This is a genomic window from Cohnella sp. AR92 (assembly GCF_003990975.1).
GTDB lineage: Bacteria > Bacillota > Bacilli > Paenibacillales > Paenibacillaceae > Cohnella.
In genome coordinates, this window is the sequence record NZ_RZJR01000003.1 from 360,589 (window position 1) to 384,458 (window position 23,870).

General features: G+C 55.2%; 27 protein-coding genes and 1 pseudogene. 26 read left to right on the plus strand and 2 right to left on the minus strand.

The window, feature by feature from the left end; translation table 11 throughout:
• The first annotated feature begins 31 nt into the window (after nt 1-31).
• Nucleotides 32-1,129, plus strand: a complete 1,098-nt coding sequence (gene hisC, locus ELR57_RS06555) for a histidinol-phosphate transaminase (RefSeq protein ID WP_126958217.1) — start codon at nt 32-34, stop codon at nt 1,127-1,129.
• A gap of 3 nt (nt 1,130-1,132) precedes the next feature.
• A complete protein-coding gene (locus tag ELR57_RS06560; protein ID WP_238162421.1) occupies nt 1,133-2,275 on the plus strand; it encodes a prephenate dehydrogenase in 1,143 nt (380 codons plus the stop codon).
• Nucleotides 2,276-2,472: 197 nt separating this feature from the next.
• On the opposite strand, the gene ELR57_RS06565 is transcribed toward ELR57_RS06560, so the two are convergent.
• Nucleotides 2,473-3,312, minus strand: coding sequence for a PHP domain-containing protein (locus tag ELR57_RS06565; RefSeq protein ID WP_126958218.1), 840 nt, complete (start codon nt 3,310-3,312; stop codon nt 2,473-2,475).
• Between the two features lie 1,131 nt (nt 3,313-4,443).
• On the opposite strand from ELR57_RS06565, the gene ELR57_RS06570 reads away from it, so the two are divergent.
• From ELR57_RS06570 to ELR57_RS06630, 13 genes and pseudogenes are all read left to right on the plus strand, one after another.
• The gene (locus ELR57_RS06570) at nt 4,444-5,151 is read left to right on the plus strand and encodes a DNA alkylation repair protein (RefSeq protein ID WP_126958219.1); all 708 of its coding nucleotides are present in this window, start codon (nt 4,444-4,446) and stop codon (nt 5,149-5,151) included.
• A gap of 324 nt (nt 5,152-5,475) precedes the next feature.
• Nucleotides 5,476-6,072, plus strand: a complete 597-nt coding sequence (locus tag ELR57_RS06575; RefSeq protein WP_126958220.1) for an RNA polymerase sigma factor — start codon at nt 5,476-5,478, stop codon at nt 6,070-6,072.
• Nucleotides 6,069-6,677: an anti-sigma factor family protein gene (locus ELR57_RS06580; RefSeq protein ID WP_126958221.1), complete on the plus strand. Its 609-nt coding sequence runs from the start codon at nt 6,069-6,071 to the stop codon at nt 6,675-6,677. The genes ELR57_RS06575 and ELR57_RS06580 overlap by 4 nt, the downstream gene beginning before the upstream one ends.
• A complete protein-coding gene (locus ELR57_RS06585; protein WP_126958222.1) occupies nt 6,674-7,267 on the plus strand; it encodes a histidine phosphatase family protein in 594 nt (197 codons plus the stop codon). Before ELR57_RS06580 ends, ELR57_RS06585 begins: the two co-directional genes overlap by 4 nt.
• A 144-nt stretch (nt 7,268-7,411) precedes the next feature.
• Entirely contained in the window at nt 7,412-8,599 is a 1,188-nt protein-coding gene (locus ELR57_RS06590; protein ID WP_126958223.1) for a hypothetical protein, read from the plus strand.
• A gap of 9 nt (nt 8,600-8,608) precedes the next feature.
• A pseudogene (locus ELR57_RS06595) lies at nt 8,609-8,836 on the plus strand (hypothetical protein); the annotation flags it as partial.
• Nucleotides 8,814-8,990: an IDEAL domain-containing protein gene (locus ELR57_RS06600; RefSeq protein ID WP_126958224.1), complete on the plus strand. Its 177-nt coding sequence runs from the start codon at nt 8,814-8,816 to the stop codon at nt 8,988-8,990. The pseudogene ELR57_RS06595 and the gene ELR57_RS06600, both read left to right, overlap by 23 nt.
• A gap of 253 nt (nt 8,991-9,243) precedes the next feature.
• Nucleotides 9,244-9,675 (plus strand): DUF2487 family protein, encoded by a 432-nt coding sequence (locus ELR57_RS06605; protein WP_158629947.1) that lies wholly within the window; start codon nt 9,244-9,246, stop codon nt 9,673-9,675.
• Nucleotides 9,676-9,928: 253 nt separating this feature from the next.
• Nucleotides 9,929-10,462: a Rieske (2Fe-2S) protein gene (locus ELR57_RS06610; RefSeq protein WP_126958226.1), complete on the plus strand. Its 534-nt coding sequence runs from the start codon at nt 9,929-9,931 to the stop codon at nt 10,460-10,462.
• A gap of 20 nt (nt 10,463-10,482) precedes the next feature.
• Nucleotides 10,483-11,154, plus strand: coding sequence for a menaquinol-cytochrome c reductase cytochrome b subunit (gene qcrB / locus ELR57_RS06615; RefSeq protein WP_126958227.1), 672 nt, complete (start codon nt 10,483-10,485; stop codon nt 11,152-11,154).
• 22 nt (nt 11,155-11,176) lie between these two features.
• Nucleotides 11,177-12,049: a menaquinol-cytochrome c reductase cytochrome b/c subunit gene (locus tag ELR57_RS06620; protein ID WP_126958228.1), complete on the plus strand. Its 873-nt coding sequence runs from the start codon at nt 11,177-11,179 to the stop codon at nt 12,047-12,049.
• Between the two features lie 77 nt (nt 12,050-12,126).
• Nucleotides 12,127-12,795, plus strand: a complete 669-nt coding sequence (locus ELR57_RS06625) for a DUF1405 domain-containing protein (protein ID WP_126958229.1) — start codon at nt 12,127-12,129, stop codon at nt 12,793-12,795.
• A gap of 43 nt (nt 12,796-12,838) precedes the next feature.
• Nucleotides 12,839-13,759, plus strand: a complete 921-nt coding sequence (locus tag ELR57_RS06630) for a sporulation protein YpjB (protein WP_126958230.1) — start codon at nt 12,839-12,841, stop codon at nt 13,757-13,759.
• An 18-nt stretch (nt 13,760-13,777) separates the two neighbouring features.
• On the opposite strand, the gene ELR57_RS06635 is transcribed toward ELR57_RS06630, so the two are convergent.
• Complete coding sequence (locus tag ELR57_RS06635) at nt 13,778-14,647, minus strand: YitT family protein (protein ID WP_126958231.1); 870 nt, start codon at nt 14,645-14,647, stop codon at nt 13,778-13,780.
• Between the two features lie 166 nt (nt 14,648-14,813).
• Here ELR57_RS06635 and ELR57_RS06640 point away from each other — a divergent pair, with 166 nt between their 5' ends.
• From ELR57_RS06640 to panD, 11 genes are all read left to right on the plus strand, one after another.
• Nucleotides 14,814-15,182: a nucleotide pyrophosphohydrolase gene (locus ELR57_RS06640; protein WP_126958232.1), complete on the plus strand. Its 369-nt coding sequence runs from the start codon at nt 14,814-14,816 to the stop codon at nt 15,180-15,182.
• 46 nt (nt 15,183-15,228) lie between these two features.
• Entirely contained in the window at nt 15,229-15,777 is a 549-nt protein-coding gene (locus ELR57_RS06645; protein ID WP_158629948.1) for a tetratricopeptide repeat protein, read from the plus strand.
• Nucleotides 15,778-15,782: 5 nt separating this feature from the next.
• The gene (gene dapB, locus ELR57_RS06650; protein WP_126958234.1) at nt 15,783-16,586 is read left to right on the plus strand and encodes a 4-hydroxy-tetrahydrodipicolinate reductase; all 804 of its coding nucleotides are present in this window, start codon (nt 15,783-15,785) and stop codon (nt 16,584-16,586) included.
• Nucleotides 16,587-16,615: 29 nt separating this feature from the next.
• Complete coding sequence (locus ELR57_RS06655) at nt 16,616-17,038, plus strand: methylglyoxal synthase (RefSeq protein ID WP_126958235.1); 423 nt, start codon at nt 16,616-16,618, stop codon at nt 17,036-17,038.
• Nucleotides 17,035-17,736: a bacillithiol biosynthesis deacetylase BshB1 gene (bshB1, locus tag ELR57_RS06660; protein ID WP_126958236.1), complete on the plus strand. Its 702-nt coding sequence runs from the start codon at nt 17,035-17,037 to the stop codon at nt 17,734-17,736. The genes ELR57_RS06655 and bshB1 overlap by 4 nt, the downstream gene beginning before the upstream one ends.
• Before the next feature lie 70 nt (nt 17,737-17,806).
• The gene (gene bshA / locus ELR57_RS06665) at nt 17,807-18,970 is read left to right on the plus strand and encodes an N-acetyl-alpha-D-glucosaminyl L-malate synthase BshA (protein WP_126958237.1); all 1,164 of its coding nucleotides are present in this window, start codon (nt 17,807-17,809) and stop codon (nt 18,968-18,970) included.
• A gap of 27 nt (nt 18,971-18,997) precedes the next feature.
• On the plus strand, nt 18,998-20,302 hold the full coding sequence (locus ELR57_RS06670) for a CCA tRNA nucleotidyltransferase (RefSeq protein WP_126958238.1): 1,305 nt from the start codon (nt 18,998-19,000) through the stop codon (nt 20,300-20,302).
• 46 nt (nt 20,303-20,348) lie between these two features.
• Nucleotides 20,349-21,350 carry a biotin--[acetyl-CoA-carboxylase] ligase gene (locus tag ELR57_RS06675; protein ID WP_126958239.1) on the plus strand — a complete coding sequence of 334 codons (1,002 nt, stop codon included), beginning with the start codon at nt 20,349-20,351 and terminating at the stop codon, nt 21,348-21,350.
• A 359-nt stretch (nt 21,351-21,709) separates the two neighbouring features.
• Nucleotides 21,710-22,576 (plus strand): 3-methyl-2-oxobutanoate hydroxymethyltransferase, encoded by an 867-nt coding sequence (panB, locus tag ELR57_RS06680; RefSeq protein WP_126958240.1) that lies wholly within the window; start codon nt 21,710-21,712, stop codon nt 22,574-22,576.
• On the plus strand, nt 22,573-23,463 hold the full coding sequence (panC, locus tag ELR57_RS06685) for a pantoate--beta-alanine ligase (RefSeq protein ID WP_126958241.1): 891 nt from the start codon (nt 22,573-22,575) through the stop codon (nt 23,461-23,463). The genes panB and panC overlap by 4 nt, the downstream gene beginning before the upstream one ends.
• A 15-nt stretch (nt 23,464-23,478) precedes the next feature.
• Nucleotides 23,479-23,862 (plus strand): aspartate 1-decarboxylase, encoded by a 384-nt coding sequence (gene panD / locus ELR57_RS06690; RefSeq protein ID WP_126958242.1) that lies wholly within the window; start codon nt 23,479-23,481, stop codon nt 23,860-23,862.
• Nucleotides 23,863-23,870 lie beyond the last annotated feature (8 nt).

The window sequence follows — 23,870 nt, forward strand, 5'->3', positions numbered from 1 at the left end:
AGCTTCCACGTCCACATAGGAGGTCATCCCATTGCAACCGAAACCGAATATTGTTCATCTTCCTGTTTATCAGCCGGGCAAGCCCGTCTCCGACGTGAAGCGCGAGCTGGGACTTACCGAGGTCATCAAGCTGGCTTCCAACGAGAATCCGTTCGGCTGCTCGCCGAAGGCGATCGAAGCGGCGAAGCAAGAACTTGTGAACATCAGCATCTATCCGGACGGAGCGGCCGTCGACTTGACGAACGCGTTGGCGAAGCAGCTTGGCGTCGAGCCGGATCAAATCATATTCGGAGCGGGCTCCGACGAAGTGATCCTGATGATTGCGCGCGCATTCTTGCTCCCTGGAGACGAGAACATCACCGCCGATCAGACGTTCCCGCAATATCGCCATAACATCGAGATCGAGAACGGCGTCGTTATCGAAGTTCCGCTGAAGGACGGCACCCACGACCTGGACGGCATGCTGGCGAAGGTCGGCCCGAAGACGAAGATCGTCTGGATCTGCAACCCGAACAATCCGACCGGGACGATCGTCACGCACGACGAAGTCGTAAGCTTCCTGGAGAAGGTTCCTTCGAACGTCATGGTCGTGCTCGACGAAGCGTATTGCGAATATATCGACGATCCGGCGTTCCCGGATGGTCTCGCGCTGCTTAAGAAGTACCCGAACCTGGTGCTTCTGCGCACGTTCTCGAAGATTTACGGCCTTGCTTCGATGCGCATCGGCTACGGCGTCGGCCGTCCGGAGCTGATTCGTTCCATCAATCAGGTGCGCGAGCCGTTCAATACGTCGCGCATGGGCCAAGCGGCCGCTCTCGCCGCGCTGGAGGATCATGGGTTCATCGATTTCTGCCGCAAGGCGAACGCGGAAGGGCTAAAGACGCTTCGCGACGCCTTCGACCGTCTCGGTCTTCCGGCCTTCCCGGCCTACGGCAACTTCATCATGGTCGACGTGAAGAGACCGGCTGGCGAAGTGTTCGACGCGCTGCTTCGCAAGGGGATCATCGTTCGCGCCGGACATAAGCATTATCCGACCCACGTTCGCATCACGGTAGGCAGCGCGGAACAGAACGCGAAGGTCATTGCGGCTCTCGAAGCGGTCCTTCAAGAGATTCCGGTACAGGTGTGAGGGATGACCGTAGACAACAGCGACTTTAAACCCTCCGCGATGGCGCGTCCCGCGGAAGTCAAAATCGCCATATTCGGCGTAGGCCTGATCGGAGGCTCGCTCGCGCTCTGCTGGAAGGGCAAGCCGGGCTTCCGGATCGTTGGCCACTCGGTGAATCCGGGTTCCGTCAGCAAATACGTGTCGCTTGGCGTCGTAGACGAAGGAACGACTTCGCTCGCGGATGCGGCTCTGGATGCCGACTTTATTTTCCTCTGCGTGCCGGTCGGACGCTTGAACGATTACCTCGACGAGCTCGCGAGGCTGCCGTTGAAGCCGGGCTGCATCATTACGGACGTCGGCAGCACGAAGGCTTCCGTCGTCGCGCATGCGAGCGGCCTCGACTTGAACGGGGCGGTGTTCCTCGGCGGGCACCCGATGGCCGGCTCCGAGCGCTCCGGCGTCGAAGCGGCTACGACCGACCTGTTCGAGAACGCTTATTACGTGCTGACGCCTACGGACGGCACGCCGCCGGAAGCCGTCGAGCGAATGAAAGACCTGCTGAGATGGACGAGGGCGAACGTGGTGCTGACCGATTCCGTGCTGCATGACAGCATCGTCGGCGCCATCAGCCATCTGCCTCATATGATCGCGGTCGGCTTGGTCAATCAGATTGCCGGCTACAACGAGACGAACGATCTGTACCGCAGTCTGGCGGCGGGCGGCTTCCGCGATATCACGCGCATCGCTTCGAGCGATCCGACGGTATGGCGGGATATTCTGGTCAATAACAAGACGGTGCTGCTGCAGCTGCTGGAGGATTGGAAGAAGGAGATGGACCGATTCGCCGAGCTGCTGAAGCAGGAAGACGGAGAGGGCATCTCCGAGCAGTTCCGCCTCGCGAACGGCTTCCGGAAGCAGCTTCCGGAGCGCCGCAAGGGCATGATCCAATCTCTGCACGAATGCTACGTGGACGTTCCCGATCATCCGGGCATCATCGGCCGCATTGCGACCGAGCTCGGACAGGAACGGATCAATCTCAGCAATCTCCATATCGTGGAGAGCCGGGAGGACGTTCCGGGCATTCTGCGTCTCTCCTTCAAGGAAGCCGAAGATCTGGAGAAAGCGGTCGATTTGCTTCGCCGAATGCAGTATCAGGTCTATTTCTAAACCGAGAATACAGAAGCTTCTCGCTCCCCAAGTACGGCGTTCCAGGGGGCGGGAAGCTTTTTTTGTCGCTTCTTCTTAGCGGATATGCTCAGGAACATGGGTGATCGGGTTCCTTCTTCTTCGCGAGCAGGATTATGACGGCTTCTTATCGTACGGCTATGTTTAATTCTAATGTTGATTATTGGCGATAAGATAATTTAATGGCGACTTAAAATATCCCCAAGATTTAACCAGGAAATAGGAACTTCCATCTCTCCTATTTCGGTTTTTTCAAAAGAACCGTGGCAATCAGAACCTGCTGTAATTAACAAGCCAAGTTCTTTGCAAATGGACAGGCAATCTTCTGTGACTTCATGAGAATGACTTGGATAATAACACTCAATCCCATCAATCCCTAAATTAATTAATCTAGTTAGTTCTCTTTTAAAATCGTTCCTTTCAGTAACTTTTATAACTCTTCCCGGATGAGCAAGAATTGCCTTCCCGCCAGCACTATGAATATTATCGCATACCGTGCTGACAGAAGGAAATTCAATACAGTTATATGATGGTTCGTACTTTGAATAGAATGCAAAACCTGCTGTCAAGCTGTCGGTAATCCCCTTTTCCACAAAATAATGCAATGCCTTCCAACCGCCGTTTTTACGGTCATAATTATAATTTAAGTATTCCTCTAGAGAAATGTTCTTGTATTCCCTTTGCATCCTTACAATGAGTCGCTCATCTACAGACTCAAGAAGCAATCTGTTTTTTTTAGTAAATTCTATGAACCTTTCATTAGATAGATCCATTCCATAACCCAATATATGCAGATTTTTCCCCCTATCTGATGCGTCCAGTTCTACACCTGATATTAACGATAGTTCATTGTTATCATTTAGCTTTTGTATTTCTCTAGAACCTTCTAGCGCATTGTGGTCAGTAATCGCTATTAAACCTAACCCTTTCTCAACTGCTATAGCTATTATTTCTTCGGGAGACAATGTTCCATCGGAATAAAAAGAGTGAATATGCAAGTCAGCCATTTTATGATTCATTATAATATCAGCTCCGTAACAAATTTATATGAAGCAACATTCTCCATTGAGGTTAATAACCCCTTCTTATGTAACCAAAACAATAAACGAGGACACATACTTGGTCCTTGCTTATGCCACGATAGTTGGCTTTTTCGCCTCGTTTGCGTGGCTTGCGTTCAGTTCCAGTTCGGCCGGAATTCAGTCAGTCAGAGTTTAACGTATAGCGTATAGTGTTTAACGTTGCGCAACTGCACTCCGAATCGTAACGGAAATTTGAGACCCTTACAGACGTCGATTGGCGTCATCCGGATTCTAAAGGAAATTTCAGCCTCTTATTTAACAAGAATCGTTCTCTTCAAGGCTAACATACCAATTAAGCGTCGCTTATTTCCGTAAGGTTTAAAATCAGTTCTTTTCGAGTATGTAAGGGTCTGTAATTTCCGTAAGCCGTAAGACGTAAGCCGGCGAGCAAATTGAAAATGAGCAGTACACGCCGCGTTCACGAACGATTTGGTGAAGAGGGGCGAGCAGAAGCCCAGCAAAGTCCAACAAAGACTAGAATCCCAGCGAATCCCAGCAATAGTCCAGAAGCCCGGCAAAGCCCAAGCAATAGCCCAGAAGCCCGGCAAAGCCCAAGCAATAGCCCAGAAGCCCGGCAATTACCAAGAAGCCCAGCAAACCCCTCCCGTCAGGGGCATCAAGAGGCAATGAGCTTGCCTCAGTTGCCGAACGCATAACTACGCGGATATTGCGTGCGCTGAGCCATGATCGGCATACTTGCCGTGAGCCTCAGCGGAGCTTGCTTATTACTTGCCCTTCTGGGCGGATGCAAGCCGTCGGCTCAGCCGATGGGAATACTCGAATGAAGCAAAAAAAAACCGCCCGGATGGGCGGCTGCACAGAGTGCAAGTATTGGATAGGAGTGGAGAGAAACCATACTGTACTTTTATTATATGTATCCGCTTCCATGTTGTCAATAAGCGCTTACAAAATAAATGATAGCGTTTACGATGTTTTTTAGTTATTCAGAATTTATATGTTTAAGCTTATCCATTTCTGAATAACCTCCGGAAAGCTGCTTCGGCTTGAAGCTTTTTCTAATGGTAAGGTAGAATAAGAGGGCATCGTTCATGAAAGGGAGTGCGCAGGATGAACCTGGAGACGGTCATGCAGGAGCTTGAAGCCCTAGGCAAGGAACGAACCAAGAAAATCTACCAGTCCAACGGCGCCCATGAACCGCTGTTCGGCGTAGCGACGGGCGAGATGAAGCCCATCGCCAAGAAAATCAAGCGGAATCAGGCTTTGGCCGAGGAACTTTACGCCACGGGGAATTACGACGCCATGTACTTCGCAGGCGTGATTGCGGATCCGAAGGCGATGACCGAAGAGGATTTCGAACGTTGGATCGATTCGGCTTATTTCTATATGATCTCCGATTACGTAGTGGCCGTGACGCTGGCCGAGACGGATATCGCCCAGAAGGTAGCCGATAAGTGGATCGCAAGCGGCGAGGAGCTGAGAATGTCGGCGGGCTGGAGCTGCTATTGCTGGCTTCTGGGCAACCGCAAGGACAGCGAGTTTGACGAGGACAAGCTGGCTGGCATGCTTGACCGGGTTAGAGCGACGATCCACGATGCGCCCGAACGGGCGAAATACGCAATGAACATGTTTATCGCCACCGTGGCCGTATCGTATGTGCCGCTGCACGACAAGGCGGTCGAGACCGCCCGAGCCGTAGGCCCGGTCGAGGTCAACAAGGACAAGAAGGCTAGCAAATACTTGAACGCTTCGGACAATATCCAGAAGGCGATCGCAAGAGGTCAGATTGGATTCAAGCGCAAGTATGTCAGGTGTTAGCTGCTTGTTGGCGGCAAGTTATCGAACCGCTTAAGCGAAGAGCTTCTAAACAGTCATGTCCATGGCCGTTTAGAAGCTCTTTGCGTCCTTTGGAGCCTCGCGGGGACGTCAGATAGGCGCTATGGATATCATTGCCTACGCAATATTTAAAATTTTTTAAGATATTGGGCCCCTTTACTATGGTACAATACCTTTAGTTATGTAAAATACTGGGCACATCAAACAGGAATGCGCGTACAAGCGCAACTTTTGCGTTTATGGTCGGTATAATGAGTATCCGGCCTCAAACGATCACCCTGGTTAGGGGGGAGGATCGCGGAACCGATGACTGATTCCCAATTGATACGGGAAATCAAAGATGGCAATGTGGAATTATATTCAACCTTAATGACGAGATATCAGAAGAAAATTCTTTCATTCATATATCAAATGCTTCGAAGCGCCAAGCTGGAACTCATGGCGGAGGATCTTTGTTCGGAGACGTTCTATAAAGCGTATCGAAGCTTGCATTCCTTCCGGGAGGTCGACGCTTCTTTCTCGACTTGGCTCTATACGATCGCCCGCAATACGGTGCTGAGCGAGCTGCGCAAGAACAAAGCGGCGCATTTATCCCTGGACGATACGACTTACATACCGGCAGCCCCGGCGGAGGCGGCTCCTGAGCAGGCCCTGCTCCGCAGCGAGAAGGTCAGCAAGGTTCGGGACGCCATTAACAATCTTCCGGAGAAACAGCGATCCGCCTTGATTCTGCGCGAATATGACGGAATGGATTATCAAGAGATTGCGAACATTCTAGGACAGACGGTCAGCGCCGTGAAGTCGCTCCTGTTCCGGGCGCGAGCCAGCGTGAAGACGCAGATGGAATCCTACTACAGCGAACCTGCTGCCATTCAGACTTACGAGGAGTTGAAATATCGATGAAGAGCGACTGCGGCCCTCAACAGGAGCGGTTCGTCGATTACCTGGACGACACGCTGACGGATCATGAACGCTTAAAATTCGAGAAGCATCTGGCATCCTGCCCTTCCTGCAAGCGGGAGTACCGCTTGTGGGAAGAGACGGCGATGCTCATTCGCGACGTCCAGTTCAATGAAGCGCTCGAGGTGGACCTGGATGCGGCGGAGGAAGTGAACCGCAAGGTCATGAACCGGATCTATGCCGAGGAGAAGTGGCATATACCCGCCGCGAAGCGCAAATACGCGTTCAACGGCCGCTTCAGAAGAAGGGTGTCCGCGATGCTGGCTAGCGTTCTTGCGATCTTTTTCGGCGGCCTGGTCTATGCGATCTATCGGCAGATGCAGAGTACGGACACGCCTTATACGGGCGTTATGGAGACAGCCAGCGCGATGGGCGGCGGCGACTCCATGTCCGGCGGCATGGTCATCGACGTGCCGGTGGCCAGCTTGAGCGATCCTATTATCCTGCATGTTGATCCGGCCGTTCCTCCGTATTGGATCGCATTCGCTTTATTGGGAGTCCTGATGGCGCTGCTGACGATGAACTGGTTCGCGAGGGTGCGCACATGAGCATGCATATGAGAATGGGATGGGTAAGGCACGGCTTGACCGCCTGGAACAAAGCCGGCAAGATTCAAGGAACGACGGATATTCCTCTAAGCGCGGAGGGGAGAATGCAGGCGCATCGCCTGGCGCATCGGTTGTCGGTCGAGAGCAGGGTCTGGCACGGCGTCGTGAGCAGCGACCTTCAACGCGCGGAGATGACGGGAAGAATTCTCGCGGAACGGCTGAACCTTCCTCTACTGACGGATGAACGTCTGAGGGAGAGAGGCTTCGGAGAAGCGGAAGGAACGACCGAAGCGGAACGAGTCGCGAGGTGGGGAAGCCAGTGGCGAGGAAAGGTTCCCGGCCAAGAGTCGGACGATCAGGTTCGAGCGCGGGGAATGGACTTCGTCGAGCATTTCTCCAATCGTCATGCGGGCGAGAACTGGCTGGTCGTCACGCACGGCAGCTTCATCGGACAGATGCTGCAAGCTCTGGAGACTGGCGTGGACGATCATCATATCGCCAACCTGTCGCTCACGATTCTGGATCGGGAAGGCGATCGTTGGGTTCCTATCCTGCATAACTGCACCGAACATCTCGATCAAACTCTTTGATTATTATTTTACAACCTATCGTCTTTAAGGGAACGCCGCAGAGCCTGCAGGCGTTTTTTTGCGTTCAATCGGCGGGCAAGACGTTTAAACAAATCAATATGCACCGATACTGACAAATAAATCGTCTGGAAACGGGGAATGCCGATGAACCTGGCGGAGATGCTCTGTTACGCCGATATCGAACAGTTGACCCGAATAGCCGATACGTATCGCTGCGAATGCAGCAGCCATTCAAAGAACGACTTGATTCAATCGATCTTGACGACCGTTCAGCGGCGGGAAGTCCTGGAGTCTAGAGTCGGAGACATGAGCGTGGAAGATATCCGGTTCCTCAACACTCTGCTGTTCGAGCAGCGGGCCTCTTATAGCCTGGAAGAGTTGACGGCAAGAGCTCGCTCGACCGAACCGGCGACGCCGGCAGTCGAGAATCCTCCTCCGCCGCCGAAGAGCCGTTCGAAGTCGAAGAAAGCCGCTCTGCCGCCTCCCGATCCCGATTCCGCAGCGAGAAGCGCGATCGCCCGGTTTAAACGGTTCGGCTGGTTGTTCAACGGCTTCTCGCATCAGACTCGCTTCCTCTATCATGTGCCTGAAGACGTTAAAAGCCGATTAAAGGAAGCGCTCGCCAGGCAATTCCGGGAAAAGCTGGAGACGCGCGGGGAACCGCCGGTCTATCGGGACGAGAGAGGTCTGGCGGCGGCGGACACGGTCCAACTGCTGCGTTTTGTCAGAGACAACGACACCCCGCTCACGACGGATAGCGTTCTGTACAAGAGACAGCTTCAGCAAGTTTTAGAGCTCATGTCCGTGTCCGAAGCGATACCCGGCCGAAGCGGTTGGCGCTTCGGCTACGGAAGAAGATTCCGAGATTATCCGGACCGATTCTCTCTTCTGTACGATTACGCTTGCTATAAAGGCTGGCTTCAAGAGCATTCGGATCGAATGGAGCTAACCCTGGACGGCGCTGCTTACGCCTCGGGACAGCAAGCGGTTGAACCCTCGGATCTTTACCGCTTCTGGCTCCGGCTGTACAAGAATCCGATCCCCAACCTGTATACTCTCGTGCAATGGATTGCGGTTCTGGCCGTCGAATGGACGACGATCGATTCGATCGAACGGATTCTGTCGCCTTTTATCAAAGAGTACTATTACGACAGCGCGTCGGATGTGTTGCGCAAGCGAGTGTTGGGCAATCTCGTGCATCTGGGCTTGATTCGCGTAGGAGAGACGGCTGAAGGGGAAGCGGTCGTGCGAATGACTCCTCAAGGAAGGCAGCTTGCCGCAGGGATCGAAGTGACGGCGGAGGATCGGCTGCCATGGTTGGCGATTGAATAGGAAGGCCGGATAGGCAAAAATACATTGATCGGCATGGGGGCCATTGTCCTGAACGGGGCCGACATCGATGAATATGCTTTAGTGGGAGCAGGCACGCCGGCAAACGGTCGCCAGGCTGCGCCGCCATTGGCAAGAGATGGCGAATCGGAGCGAACCGGTTGCGGGTACGCCAACCCCCAGGATCCCTTTACGCCGGATATTGGAGGTGCAACGGATGGACATGAAAGTCGCCTATGAGACAATGCTGGGTTTGGCGGCCGAAATGGTTCTCGACGACGCGCTGCGCAAACACCGGACGGAAAAGATTTACGAAGCTATCGACGTTGCGCTGGCGAAAGGGGACGCGGAAAGCTTCCGTCGTCTTACGGACGAATTGAAGACGATTCAATGATCGCGGGGGCGGGCTGCCGTCCTCGCGTCGAGTACAGCTGACCGTATGGCCGGATGGAGCAGGTGCTGCCCGCCGATCGCCACGCGGTTTTTTTTGCTTCGAATCGGGTCTAAATGTTGACTCCGCTAGAAAGAAAACGCTTTTCCGCAATCCTGTTTTGCAGTAGGATGGATTTATAAGACGTTCTTGGCAGGATTCGCCTGCAGGCTCTTCTGGACGAGTCCTGACATCAGCAGCAAAGGAAGTTGTTCAATTGAAATTCAGCGAGTTAAGCTCCAATCAATGGTTTGATCTGTCGCCTTATCTGGATACGTGCTTTCTTCCCGTGTCAGGCTTGAGCGGGAACGAGCCGCCGCACGAATCGGCGGAGAGAATTGCGGAGACCGGGAATTGGCTCCAGCCGCTGGAGACGGCCTTCCGGGGCAGAACCGTCACGATGCCGGCCTACCACTACTTCGACGCCGCTTCCCATGCGGAAGTCGACCGCTTGAACGACATCTGCATCCGCATGAGAGGCTTGGGCTTCAAGTATGTCGTCGTCGTCTCCGGACAAGCCGATTGGGCTAAGGCGCCATCGGAAGCGGATTTGTTGGTCAAGCCGGAGAAGGTCGGCGATATCCCGAACGCGGAAGCGCTGCGCCAGTCTATTACCTCAATATGGAAGCAGGGAGAGAAGGCGAGATAACCTTCCTGGGCAAGATGTTTAGGACCGCGAATAATTGGAAGCAGGTTCAGCAAACAATAAGCGGGAGGCAACAGAGGGTAAATGTGACAATTTGAGAACAATTTAGAGTTGCGATTCCTGTCAACAAGTGAATAGACGATGGCAATTCTTGACTGCCCTTAGTGCCTGGGCTATTATTATTTATGTCTTTGTGAACAAAAAGTGAATGAAGTCCTTAATGGACGCGACATGGTGGGCAGAGGGGGTTGAGAAAATGAGCCACAACGATCAGCAGGATTCCGCGCACAAGCCTGTCGAGCGCAAAGAGATGTCCAGAAGGCAATTTCTGTCTTACACGCTTGGCGGTGCAACGGCTTTCATGGCAGGTGGAGTCGTGTTGCCAATGATTCGATTCGCCGTCGATCCCATTCTTGAAAAGAAGGAAGAAGCCGGCTTCGTTAAAGTAATTGAAGAGTCAAAGGTTACCAAAGAACCGCAGCAAATCGGGTTCAAGGTTCACCAGGTAGACGGCTGGTACGAGAGCGATCCGAAGATGGAAGCTTACATCGCCAAGGGCGACGACGGCAAAGTGTTCGCTTTGTCGCCAGTCTGCAAGCATCTGGGCTGCACTATCGGCTGGAGCGGGGAAGAAGCGCCTAACCTGTACCATTGTCCTTGCCACGGAGCGCGTTATTCCAAAGACGGCAAGAACTTGAAGGTAGCTCCGAAACCGCTGGACGAGTATCAGGTTAAGGTTGAGAACGGCTGGGTATACCTCGGTCCGTTGGAAGCGAACACTCGGGTTTAAGAAGGAGGGCGTCTCGTCCTATGTTCAAATCAATGTACAACTGGATCGACGAACGTCTGGATGTCACACCGATGTGGCGAGACATCGCGGATCACGAAGTGCCTGAGCATGTCAATCCCGCTCATCATTTCTCCGCATTCGTCTATTGCTTCGGCGGCTTGACGTTCTTCATCACCGTCATTCAGATCCTCTCGGGGATGTTCTTGACGATGTATTACGTACCGGACATTACCAATGCATATTACAGCGTCGACTATCTTCAGCACCAAGTCGCTTTCGGGGTTATCGTCCGAGGCATGCACCACTGGGGCGCAAGCTTGGTAATCGTTATGATGTTCTTACATACCTTGCGCGTCTTCTTCACGGGTTCTTACAAGGCGCCGCGCGAGATGAACTGGGTCGTCGGCATGCTGATTTTCTTCGTCATGCTCGGTCTGGGCTTCACCGGTTATCTGCTTCCTTGGGATAACAAGGCTTACTTCGCTACGAAGGTCGGCATGGAAATCGCCGGTTCCGTTCCTTGGATCGGCAGTTACATCAAGGAGTTATTGGCGGGAGGCACTATCGTAGGAGCTCAGACGCTGACGCGATTCTTCGCGATTCACGTGTTCTTCCTGCCATGCGCGTTGCTGACGCTGCTTGCCGCACACTTCTTCATGATTCGTAAACAGGGCATTTCCGGGCCGCTGTAACAGAGAGGGGAGTGGCAAGTTCATGGCACACGGACATAAATCGGACGAGAAGATCGTCTATGTCGGAGATTCGCGAATTCGCAGCAAGAGCGGAGACAAGCCTATTCCGCCGGATTACACTTCGTTCCCCGGCAAGTCGGAAGCGTTCATCCCGAACTTCCTGCTGAAGGAATGGATGGCTGGCGTTGTCATTCTGGTCGGCTTCCTCGTTCTAACGATCGCGGAGCCTGCGCCGCTTGGCTATCCGGCCGATCCGCTCAACGGATCGTTCATTCCGATGCCGGACTGGTACTTCTTGTTCATCTACCAATTGCTGAAGTATCCGTTCGCATCCGGAGACTATATCGTACTCGGTACGATCGGGATTCCGGGCATCGCCTTCGGAGCCTTGCTGCTTGCGCCGTTCCTGGATACGGGCAAGGAGCGCCGCTTCTATCGTCGTCCTATCGCGTCGTCGCTAATGTTGGTTTCGCTTGTCGCAACCGTTTACCTGACTTGGGTCTCCTGGCACCATTACACGGGAGAGCTCGAGAAGAACGGGGTCATTCCGGAGCACATCGAGCGCAAGCTCAAGTCCGAGGAACAGATCAAAGCGGGCAAGGGACGATTCGTTTACGGCAAGGAGAAAGTCGTCGAGCTCGTCAAAGCGGACGATCCGGCATTCTCCATCATGAAGGAAGCGCAATGCGTTGCTTGTCACGGAGCCGAGCTTGAAGGAGCCAACGGCCCTTCGCTTCGCGGGATCGGCGATAAGATCAGCAAGGAAGAGATCGTCGATACGATCACGAACGGCAAGAATAACGGGGCTATGCCATCGTTCCAGAAAGACTTGTCGCCGGAGAAGATCGAGCAGATCGCAACCTGGCTGTCCGAGCAGAAGGCACCAGCCGAATAAATCGGTTATAATGGAAGAGCCTGGCCAATATGGTCAGGCTCTTTCTAACGACTAAAGGTTCATGGAGGATGCCGATTATGACTTGGAGAGCTTTGTTATCGAGGGAAGTGCTCACCTATCGAGGGCTGATGCTTCTGCTTATGCTGTTCTACATACCGGGCACGATCTTCGGGTACTATTGGTACGACGATCAGTTAAAGGATACTTTTAGCAACAATCCGCTGTGGCATCTGCCTTTTGTTCCGGATAGCCCGACCGCCTCGTTGTTCTTTACCGCAGCTCTTCTGTGGCTCTGGATCCAGCCCGGCCCGTCGGCGCGTTCATGGGTGCGGGGCATTCGCGGCATTATCGAAGCGCTGGCAGTCGTGACAAGCGTCAAGTACGGAGTGTGGGCTTGCGCCATCATCTTCGCGGCAGCTGCCCAAGGAGACACCATCGAGCCGTCCAGCTGGATGCTGGTGCTCTCTCATGGCGCCATGGCGGTCTGCGCGGTGCTGTACGGAAGGTTTTTCCATTACGGCATCCTCACTCTGGCCGTTGCGGCGATATGGACGTTCCTGAACGATTCGATCGATTATGGCTATGGCGTTTATCCTTATCTGCCCTATGAGCTGAAGGATAATGTCGCGAGCATCGCTTGGTTCACCTTCATGCTGACGGCCTTTAGCGTCTTGATAGCCGTTCTGGTCAGGTTTAACCCGCAATGGAACCGACGGCTGCGCGTAGCGGAGGACAAGCGGTTCTAGAGCCGGACAACCCCTCATAGACTTAGGCAGGAGGGGATCTATCATGTCTGGCCAGAGTGCTTCCAAGCAAGCGTTCTTTAGATGGTTAACCCTGCTTGCGGCGGCGCTGTCGCTCTTCTTCGCAGGCATGCCGGCGGCAGCGGCGGCTTCGGGCAATGGGGAGGTTAAAGCTGATTCGCTGGAAATGACAGCTCCGGCTGCAGATAAGCAGGCTCTAGCATTCAGCAAAGCGACGGAGTCTCTTTATCAATCGATTCGCCAAGGCGAACGATTGGAGGCGACGAGAGCGCTCCAAGAAACCGAGCAAATCTTCCGCCGGCTGCCGTTAGGCCGAATTCCGACGTCGGAAGGTATCGAATCTCTGGCGGCCAGCGTCTCGGAGATGAAGAGGGCTTGGGCGGCCGTTACGCCTAACGAGGATCGAATCGAACGGGCGGCGGGCGCTCTGCGGATGGCTGCCGACGCATTGGCTCATCCATCGAAGCCGATGTGGCATCAATATCGATCGGTGCTTAACCAGGATGCGGATGCTTTGGCCCAAGCGATCGAGAATCAGCAATCGCCCAAGTCCGCCCTCGATTCGTTGACCAAGCATTACGGGATCATCCGTACGGCCGCCGCGCTGCAAGTAGAACCGTCCGCCATCGAGCGGATGGATTCCGTACTGCGGTATTCGAATAAGCTGTTGTCGGAAAGCGAGCCGCGGAAGGACTTTATGAACAGACTCGGCCAACAGATCAAAGACGCGATCGCCGCGTTATTCCCTCCTGCCGGGGACGCTCCGACAAGCGTCATTCCGTTGGCTCCTCCTACGTGGGGAATTACGGCCACGATCGGTTCCTTCATTATAATGATTCTGTCTTGGGCAGGCTGGAAGAGGTTCCAGTTCGACCGGAACCATCCCGGACGGCGCAGCGAAGCAAGCCGCAATCGTTCCGATGCGGCCAAACGCTGGTTCCGGTGAGGGAGGCTCCCGATGCCGTTATTCTTCTTTGAAGCCTTCTCCCAGAACATCATTCACGTCATTGATTACGATAAAAGCCTGTCTGTCATGCTGGCGGACGAGGCTTTTTAGTTTGCGGATCTCGAAACGGCTCACCACGCAATAGATCATCATGCGATTCTGGCCGGAGTATGCCCCGACTGCGGGCACCAGCGTTACCCCGCGTTCCATCTGAACCGTTATAACGGAAGCGAGCTTCTCCGGATCGGAGCAGAGGATCGTGAAAGCCTTAGCCGCATACGCTCCTTCTTGGATGAAGTCGATCACCTTCGAAGAGATAAACACGCTGACAAGCGTGTAGAGGACTCGGTCTTTCGGAATAACGAGCAACGACGCTCCCAGTATGATAACGTCCATGGCCAGGATGATCTTGCCCATGCTCCAGCCGCGCCAGCGATGAACGATACGGGCGATAATATCGACGCCTCCGGTCGTTCCACCGGACCAGAATACCAAGCCGAGCCCGACTCCCAGCGTTACCCCGGCATACAGGACGACAAGCATAAAATCGTTATCGGATACAAAAGGAACGATCCACGACTGTTCGACGGCGAAGCTCCATATCCACAGGAAGCACGAGAGAAGCACGGTTCCCGCGATCGTATAAAGCATGGATTCGCGTCCAAGCTGGCGCCAGCCAAAAATAAACAGAGGTATGTTCAAGACCAGGGAAGTAATGGCCGGAGCGAAACCGAAGGCGTATTGGAGCAGAACGGTTATCCCGGTAACTCCGCCTTCCATTAAGGTATTGGGCAGAATAAAATACTCGATCCCGAACGCATACAAGGCGCTTCCCGCTATCAATCCCGCCCATCTGCGCAGCCCTTCGTTCAGTTTCCCCATTGCCATTCGCACGGTCACCTCGTCTGAAAATCATTTGTCTTTGCCTGCATCTTAAGCTAACATAGGAATGATACAAGATCAATTCGATTTCATTACGGTCCAAGCGACACAAGGTCAGAAAATCTGTCATCTGTCATCCCTGTGGCGCATTGGAGAAGGAAGGTAGAAGGTCATGGCGGATTCGCAGATTGCCGGCAAGAAGCTTGCCGAGAAATCGCTCGCTGACATTCAACGCGAAGTCGACGCTTACATATCCCAATTCAAAGAAGGGTATTTCTCCCCGCTTGCCTTGCTCGCCCGAATGACGGAAGAGGTCGGAGAGCTGGCGCGGGAAGTCAACCATTCCTTCGGGGAGAAGCCCAAGAAGGCGGACGAGGCGGACAATTCCGTTGAGATGGAGCTTGGCGATGTCCTCTTTATCGTTCTCTGCTTCGCGAATTCTCTCGGAATCGATCTCACCGAAGCGCATAATAGGGTGATGCACAAATTCAACACCCGAGATGCGAATCGTTGGACAAAGAAGCACACCGTCGAACCGTAGAAATCATATGCTGTACCATCCCCGAACGGAAAGGAGGATGGTCGGCATGAACGGGGAGCAATGTCTGGAGCAGGCTTACCAGTATCTCCTGGCCGGGGATTTCGAAGCGGCGGAGGAGTGGTTCCTCAAGGCGGTGGAGACGAATCCCGACGAGCCATCTTATATATATCGGGCATCGATTACACTCGCCAGAAACGGGAAGCTGGGCGAGGCTTTAAGCTTTGCCGGACGCGCGGTCGAACTGGCGCCGGAAGAGCCGGCATTCGTCCTTCACCTGCGAACGCTCGAATCCAAGAAGCTGCTTGCCGGCGCGAAGTCGCTGCTGCTGCATGTCCCGCCGGAAGCCGAGGAAGCGATCCCGATGCTCCGAGAAGCCGCTCGCTTGGATCCATTGTCAGGCGAAGTCAAGCTGCTCCTAGCAGTAGCCTACCGTTACGCGGGCGACTACCGACTGGCCCTCGCCACGCTCCGGGAGCTGGTCGAGCTGCAGCCTCAGAACGAAGAGGCCAAGCGGATTCTTAGAGAGACCCGGCAAGAGAGACGATTAAGCATTAAACAGATATACACTTCCAACAATCATACGAAGGATTGGTGAACCAGATGTCGCAACGAATCAAAGTAGCAGTCGCAGGAGCTTCTGGCCGTATGGGCCGCGAAGTCGTCCGCATGGTGCTAGAAGATCCAGAACTCGAATTGGCGGCGGCTGTCGCCCGATCTTGCGGTCCGGTCGATGCCGGATCCCTTGTCGGCAAGCCGGAGACAGGCGTCATCGTCGCCTCTGATCTGGAACAAGCGCTGTCTAGCAGCCAAGCGGACGTTCTCGTCGATTTTACGACTCCGCAAGCCGCCTACCCGAATGCCGAGATCTCGATCCGATACGGCGTTCGCCCGGTGATGGGCACGACAGGCTTCACGCCGGAGCAATTTTCTTTGTTGGACAAGCTTTGCAAGGAGAAGGGGATCGGCGGCTTAATCGCTCCTAACTTCTCCATCGGAGCCATCCTTATGATGAAGTTTGCCGCAACGGCCGCCAAATATTTACCGCATGTGGAGATTATCGAGTACCATGGCGACCAGAAGCTGGATGCCCCTTCGGGCACTTCGATCAAGACGGCGGAGCTGATCTCGGAATCCAGAAGAGAGCTGCGGCAAGGCAATCCGAACGAAGAAGAAGTGATCGAGGGCGCACGCGGCGGATACTATAACGGCTTCCGCATACATAGCGTAAGACTGCCGGGCGTATTCGCTCAGCAGGAGGTTGTCTTCGGGGGACACGGCCAGACTCTTAAGATCAGGCACGATTCCTACGAGCGGGCCGGATATATGCCGGGCGTTAACACGGCTGTCAAGAAGGTTATGAGCACGACAGGAATGGTATACGGCTTCGAGCATTTTCTTGACTAAGTCGACAAGCAGAAGGGAGAAGGCAGTTCATGTTGAAAATAGCGTTGATCGCTCACGACCGCAAGAAGGATGAGATGGTAAACTTCGCGATCGCCTACGAGCATGTGTTTAAGCCTCATCAGCTTTATGCGACCGGCACGACCGGCACGCGAATTATGGAGAATACGGAACTGAACATTCATCGCTTCATGTCGGGGCCGCTGGGGGGGGACCAACAGATCGGCGCCCTGGTCGCTACCAACGAGATGGACCTGATCGTCTTCCTTCGCGACCCGCTGATGGCGCAGCCTCACGAGCCGGACATCAATGCGCTGCTGCGTCTGTGCGACGTGCAAGGGATTCCTGTCGCTACCAATATCGCGACGGCGGAGCTGCTGGTGAAGAGCCTCGAGCGCGGCGATTTCGCTTGGCGCGAGCTGGTTCATAAATACAAGCCGGGAATCGAAGAATGAGCGAGTACGGCTTGGATCTTCTTATCTTCGCCGCCCACCCGGACGATGCCGAGATCGGCATGGGCGGAACGATCATCAAGTCGATTCGCTCGGGACAGAAGGTAGGCCTTATCGATCTGACTTACGCAGAGATGTCCTCGAACGGCGACGTCGAGACGAGGCAGTGCGAAGCCGCGGCCGCATCCGAGGTGCTTGGCCTTACGGTCAGGCGCAACCTGGGCTTGCCGGACCGCGGACTTGCCGTGACGGGTGAGCAGGTGGACAAGCTTGTCTTCGCCATCCGAGAGTTCCGCCCGAGGGTCGTCTTCGCTCCTTACTTTATCGACCGCCATCCGGATCATATCGCTTGCAGCCGTCTGACGGAGGAGGCGTTATTTAACGCTAAACTGCGTCGGTACCTGCCGGAGATGCCCGCTTGGTCTCCCGATATGTTCTTATATTATTTCATTAATGACGTTCATGCTCCCGGGTTCGTAGTCGATATCAGCGACGTGCAGGCGAAGAAGATGGACGCCTTGCGAGCATACCGTTCCCAATTCGAGCCCGCCGGCAGCGAGCAGGACTGGGTGGCTACGCCGCTTACGCAAGACTACTTGGAGAACGTTGAAGCCCGAGATCGCCTATTCGGGCAGCCTAAGAAATTCTCCTACGCGGAAGGCTTTATCGCCAAAGGTCCTTACGTCGTCGACCGGTTCTAACCGGCTTGTCGAACCGAAGAGAAATAAAGCGAGTTTCCGGGGAATAAAATTGGAGGAAGGAGGAATGTGAATGAACCGACCGCTCAAGATCGGCATTACTTGTTATCCGTCGCTCGGCGGCTCCGGAGTAGTCGCTACGGAGCTTGGCAAGCTGCTGGCGGAGAAGGGCCATGAGATTCATTTTATCACGCATAGCATCCCGTTCCGGCTCGGGAAATTCCACCGCAACATTTACTACCATGAAGTGGAAGTGTCGGATTATTACGTGTTCCGGTATCCTCCGTACGACCTTTCGCTGGCCAGCAAGATGCATCAGGTCGCAGAGCTCCAGCAGTTGGACCTGCTGCATGTCCATTACGCCGTGCCTCACGCGATCTGCGCTCTGCTCGCCAAGCAGATGTCGGGCGATCGCTTGAAGGTCGTCACGACGCTTCATGGGACGGACATTACGGTGCTCGCCCAAGACGAGACGCTGAAGGATATCATACGGCTCGGAATTCGCAGCAGCGACGCGGTCACGGCCGTCAGCCAGGACTTGATCCGCGAGACGCGGGAGCTGCTCGATATCGAAGAGCCGATCGATCTGACATACAACTTTGTGGACAAGCGGATTTATTACCCTCGGGACATCTCCGAGCTGAGGCCAGAATTCGCCGATGCCGGCGAGAAAATTCTGATGCACATCTCGAACTTCCGCCCCGTGAAGCGAACCGCGGACGTCGTCGATATATTCGCGAGGGTGGCTTCCAAGATTCCGGCCCGTTTGCTGTTAGTCGGGGAAGGACCCGATCTCCCTAAGATTCAGTCGAAGATAGAAGCGATGGGACTGTCCCACCGGGTTCATTTTCTCGGGAAGCAGGACGATGTAGCGCAAGTCGTTTCGCTGGCGGATCTGATGATTCTCCCGTCGGAGAAGGAGAGCTTCGGGCTTGTCGCGCTGGAAGCGATGGCTTGCGGCGTGCCGACGATCGGCTCGGAGGCGGGGGGAATCCCCGAGCTTGTCGTACATGGCAAGACGGGTTACCTGGCTCCGATCGGCCGTACGGACCTGATGGCGGATTACGCCCTCCAGCTGCTGACGAATGAGAAGCAATATGCGGACTTCCGAGAGGCTTGCCTCCACCGCGCGAGAACGGAATTCTGCAACGACCGCATTACCGCCGAATACGAGCGTATCTATTACCGGGTGCTCGGTCTGGAAGCGGATATTCCGATTCCGGTGTGCGAGGCTTAATCTCGCTTGAGCGAAGGAGCGATTGCGATGCCGGAGCAAGAGGAGAGTTGGAACGAAGGGATTCGTCTCGCCTCCATTCTGGAGGCGGCGGGGCACGCGGCCTATCTGGTTGGCGGATGCGTTCGCGATCGGCTGCTGGGCCGGCGAATCAACGATATCGATATCGCGACGTCCGCATTGCCGGAGCAGGTTATGGTTCTGTTCCCCAAAGTAATTCCGACCGGCCTGCAGCATGGGACGGTAACCGTGCTTCTGGGAGACGTCGGCTTCGAGGTGACGACGTTCCGGCATGAGGCGACTTACAGCGACGCGAGGCATCCGGACGAAGTCGTGTTCGTCAGGGACGTGAACGAGGATCTCGCTCGCCGAGACTTCACTATTAATGCAATCGCCTGCGGCACGGACGGAAGAATGATCGACCCTTTCGGCGGCCGAGCGGATCTTGCCCGTCGCTTTGTTCGCTGCGTTGGAGCGGCGTCGGAACGCTTCTCGGAGGATGCTCTTCGCATGCTTAGAGGGGTTCGTTTCGCGGCGGAGTTCGATTTCGAGATCGACGCGGAGGCTTGGGAAGCGATCCTAGGCCAGCGAAGGCAGCTGAGCAGAATCGCGATGGAACGAGTAGGCGTCGAGCTGGACAAGATGCTGGCGGGCAGCCATCCGGATAAGGCGATTCGTCTGCTGCGTACAAGCGGCCTGTTGGTTCATGCGAAAGAGAGCTTGCTGCCGCCGCTCCCGGAACTCCCGGCCCGATCCGAGCCGGAAACGGGAGAGCTAGGCTGGCGGAAGCTACCGGACGCCAATGACCGATGGGCCGCTTTGCTCTTGCTGGCCGGAGCCGATGAGCGGCAAGCCTCCGATTGGATGCGCAAGCTGAAGTTCAGCGCGAGAAAAGGCGATGCGGTGAGCACCGTCGTCGCGGTGAGCGGTTATTTGCGAAGCCAGGCAAGCGGGCGCAATGACGAGACGCCGGATCGCGAGGTCTGGACGGAGGCCGTGCTTCGTTTCGGCGTTCCGGCCGCGGAGAGCTATCTGTCTGTCGTGCGGGCTTTTCCTTCTATTGATTCTGCCTTGTGGGGTGATCAGAAGGAGCAAGAAGGGCCGTCAAGAATCGAACAAGCGGCGGAATGGCTGCGCGCCATGCCGATCTCTCGTTTGAATGAGCTCGCGATCCGAGGGGACGAGCTGGTTCGGCTATCGAATCGGGAAGCCGGCCCATGGGTCGCCGAGGAGCTGAAGCGGCTTCTGCTGCTCGTAGCTTTGGAGAAGCTGAGCAACGATCCTCTTGCTCTCAAGAACGAAGCGTTTCGTTCGCTGCAGGGTGGACGAGAATAGAAACGAGGCTATATCGAATAGACGGATGCCTGGAAGGAGGAGTCTAATGGCAGAGTCGTTTACGTTATTATCTCTCTTGGAAGAGAAGCCGGGAGAGTTCGTATCCGGGGAAGAGCTGAGCCAGAAGCTGAACGTCAGCCGTACGGCGATCTGGAAGCAGATCCGCAAGCTCGAGACGCAAGGATACAAGATCGAAGCGGTTACGCGGCTGGGCTACCGCATCGTCGAGCGGCCTTCCCGAATCTCTCCGGTCGAGCTGAACCTGAAGCTGCGGACGCGATCCTTCGGCCGCAACGTCCGCGTGCACGAGGTCGTCGCCTCCACGCAGGACGAGATGCGATTGCTCGCCGAGCAGGGGGCGCCCGAAGGGACGCTGGTCATCGCCGAGCAGCAGAACCAAGGCAGAGGACGCATGGGGAGGCACTGGGTATCGCCGCCGGGCAAGGGGATCTGGATGAGCCTGCTTCTCCGGCCGAACGTTCCGCTGCTTCAAACCCCTCAGCTGACGCTGCTGGCGGCCGTGGCTCTGAATCGCGCGATCGGCCGAGTCACGGGGCTCGACATCGGCATCAAGTGGCCGAACGACCTGTTGATCGACGGACGCAAGATTACCGGGATTCTGCTGGAATCCGCGACGGAAGACGAGCGAATCCGCTATGTCGTCGTCGGAATGGGCGTCTCGGTTAATCTGGAAGCTTCCGATTATCCCGAAGAGGTCGCGGCCAAAGCGATCTCCCTGCGTATGGCAAGCGGCCGGGTGTTGGATCGCGTCGAGCTCATCGCCGAGATTCTTCAAGAGTTCGAGGAGCTTTACGACGTGTACAACAGCCAGGGCTTCGAGCCGATCCGCCTGCTGTGGGAGGCGAGATCCGTCAATCTTCATAAGCCGACGGTTCTAACCACGGCCTCCGGCCAGATCGAAGGGATCCCGAGAGGAATCAGCGAGACGGGAGCTCTGCTTCTGGAGACGGAAGACGGCCGGATGCAAACCGTCTATTCGGCGGAGATCAATCCGTGGGAGCAGAAGGAACAGAAGCAGCAGAGCTGACCGTCTGCCTTGAAAAAAGGCTGCGACATGGGAACGAATGCCCATCGCAGTCCTTTTCTTCGTTTTTGCTCCCCTGTTGACTCATGGACGGACATCGGATTATCTGCTATAATCAGTGACGCAAGGCGGTATCGGTTAACGAATCGCACTTGCGGATACGATACATGCAAGACAGGCGGTAAGGCCTGCAGCAACAACACGCATACTTAAGTGAATACCGTGATGATTCGCGGCAGATTCTGCTCTGAGCCGAAGGGACCGAGACAGAAGGACGTGAAGCGCTCCTGCTGAATGGAAACCTTTGTTTGCTCTTGGGCGAATATCAAGGTTTTTTCTGTTTTTTAAGGAGGATATCACACATGACCAAGCATCCACTTACTCCGCCTCGTCTGAAGACGATGAAGCAGCAAGGAACGAAGATCGCCATGATGACCGCCTACGACTACCCGGCGGCCCAGCTGTCCGAAGAAGCGGGAGTCGACATCATTCTCGTCGGCGACTCGCTGGGCAACGTCGTATTGGGCTACGAGACGACCGTTCCGGTTACTTTGGACGATATGATCTATCATACGAAATCCGTCGTTCGCGGAGCTCCGAATACGATGATCGTCACGGATATGCCGTTCGCGACCTATCGTTTGACCCCGCAGGACACTCTACGCAACGCCGCGCGAATTCTTCAGGAAGGCGGAGCGCACGCCGTAAAGCTGGAGGGAGGAGCCGAGCTGGCTGAGGAGATCGGCCGGTTGACGTCGGCGGGCATTCCGGTCGTCGGCCACCTGGGGCTGACTCCGCAATCCGTGCTGCAGATCGGCGGGTACAAAATCCAGGGTAAAGTGGAGAAAGAAATCGAACGGCTTCTGGCAGACGCGAAAGCATTGGAAGAAGCGGGGGCATGCGCGGTCGTGCTGGAGCTCGTGACGGAACCGATCGCCGAAGCGGTTACCCGGTCCTTGACCATTCCGACGATCGGAATCGGAGCGGGACGCGGATGCGACGGCCAGGTCATCGTCTACCATGACTTGATCCGATATGGTTCGAATATACGCGACAAGCGGTTCGTTAAAACTTACGCCAACGTAGGAGACACGATACGGACCGCCATTGGCGAATACGTTCAAGACGTGAAGAATCAACAATTCCCGGAGGAGAAGCATTCATTCCCTCTGGATGAAGATACAAACCGAATCATTGCCGAGAAGCTGTATGGAGGTGGATCCAAGTGAGAGCTACATTATCTGCACCGACCATCGTTAGAACGATCGCCGAGCTGCACGCCCGCCTTGACGAATATCGCCGGAATACCCCGAACGGGAAGGTCGGCCTCGTTCCGACCATGGGCTATTTGCACGAAGGGCATGCGAGCTTGCTGCGCCGCTCGGCCAGCGAGAACGGCTTTACCGTTCTCAGCGTCTTCGTCAATCCGCTTCAATTCGGGCCGACGGAGGACCTTGACCGCTATCCCAGAGATGAAGAGAGGGACCGCGCGGTCGCGGCGGAAGCCGGCGTCGACCTGATCTTTATGCCTAGCGTCGCCGAGATGTACCCGAAGCGTCCGCTGACGTCTATCTCGCTGTCCGGAGTAACCGAACCGCTCTGCGGAGCATCCCGTCCCGGTCATTTCGACGGGGTCGCTATCGTCGTGACGAAGCTGTTCAACCTGGTCCGTCCGGATCGCGCGTATTTCGGTCTCAAGGACGCCCAGCAGCTTGCCGTGATCACGCAGATGACCGAGGACCTGAACACTCCGGTTGAAGTGGTTCCTTGTCCTATCGTGAGAGAACCGAGCGGCTTGGCACTTAGCTCCCGGAACGTCTACCTGTCCCCGGAAGAGAAGGAACAAGCTCTCGTGCTATCCCGCTCCTTGAAGCAAGTGCCGGAATGGGTGAAGACGGGCATCTCCGCCAAGGAATTGTCGGAACGCCTTCGCCAATTGATTTCCAAGGAGCCTCTCGCCGACATTGAATACGCCGAAGTGCTGGAATACCCTTCGCTGACGATTCCGCAAGAAGAGAACGGCGTGCTTTCCGCTTCCAGCCGATTGCTCGTTGCGCTCGCGGTTCGTTTCGGCAAGACCAGACTTATCGATAACATTCTGCTGCCACAAGCTTGAGAGGGGAACGAATCCATGTTTCGCCAGATGATGAAGTCCAAGATCCATCGCGCAACCGTGACGGAAGCCAACCTTAATTATGTAGGAAGCGTAACGATCGACCAGGATCTGATGGAAGCCGTAGACATTCTTCCGGACGAGAAGGTCCAGATCGTCAACAATAACAACGGCGCGCGTTTCGAGACGTATGCCATCCCGGGACCGAGAGGCTCCGGGGTCATCTGCTTGAACGGCGCCGCCGCAAGGCAAGTACAGCCCGGAGATATTGTCATCATCATTGCCTATGGCCTCATGACGGATGAAGAAGCCCGCCGCCACCACCCTAAGGTCGCGATAATGGACGAAGGCAACAAATTGGCCAGATTGCTGGCGGAGGAGCCTCATTCGACCGTCATGTAACGCGTATG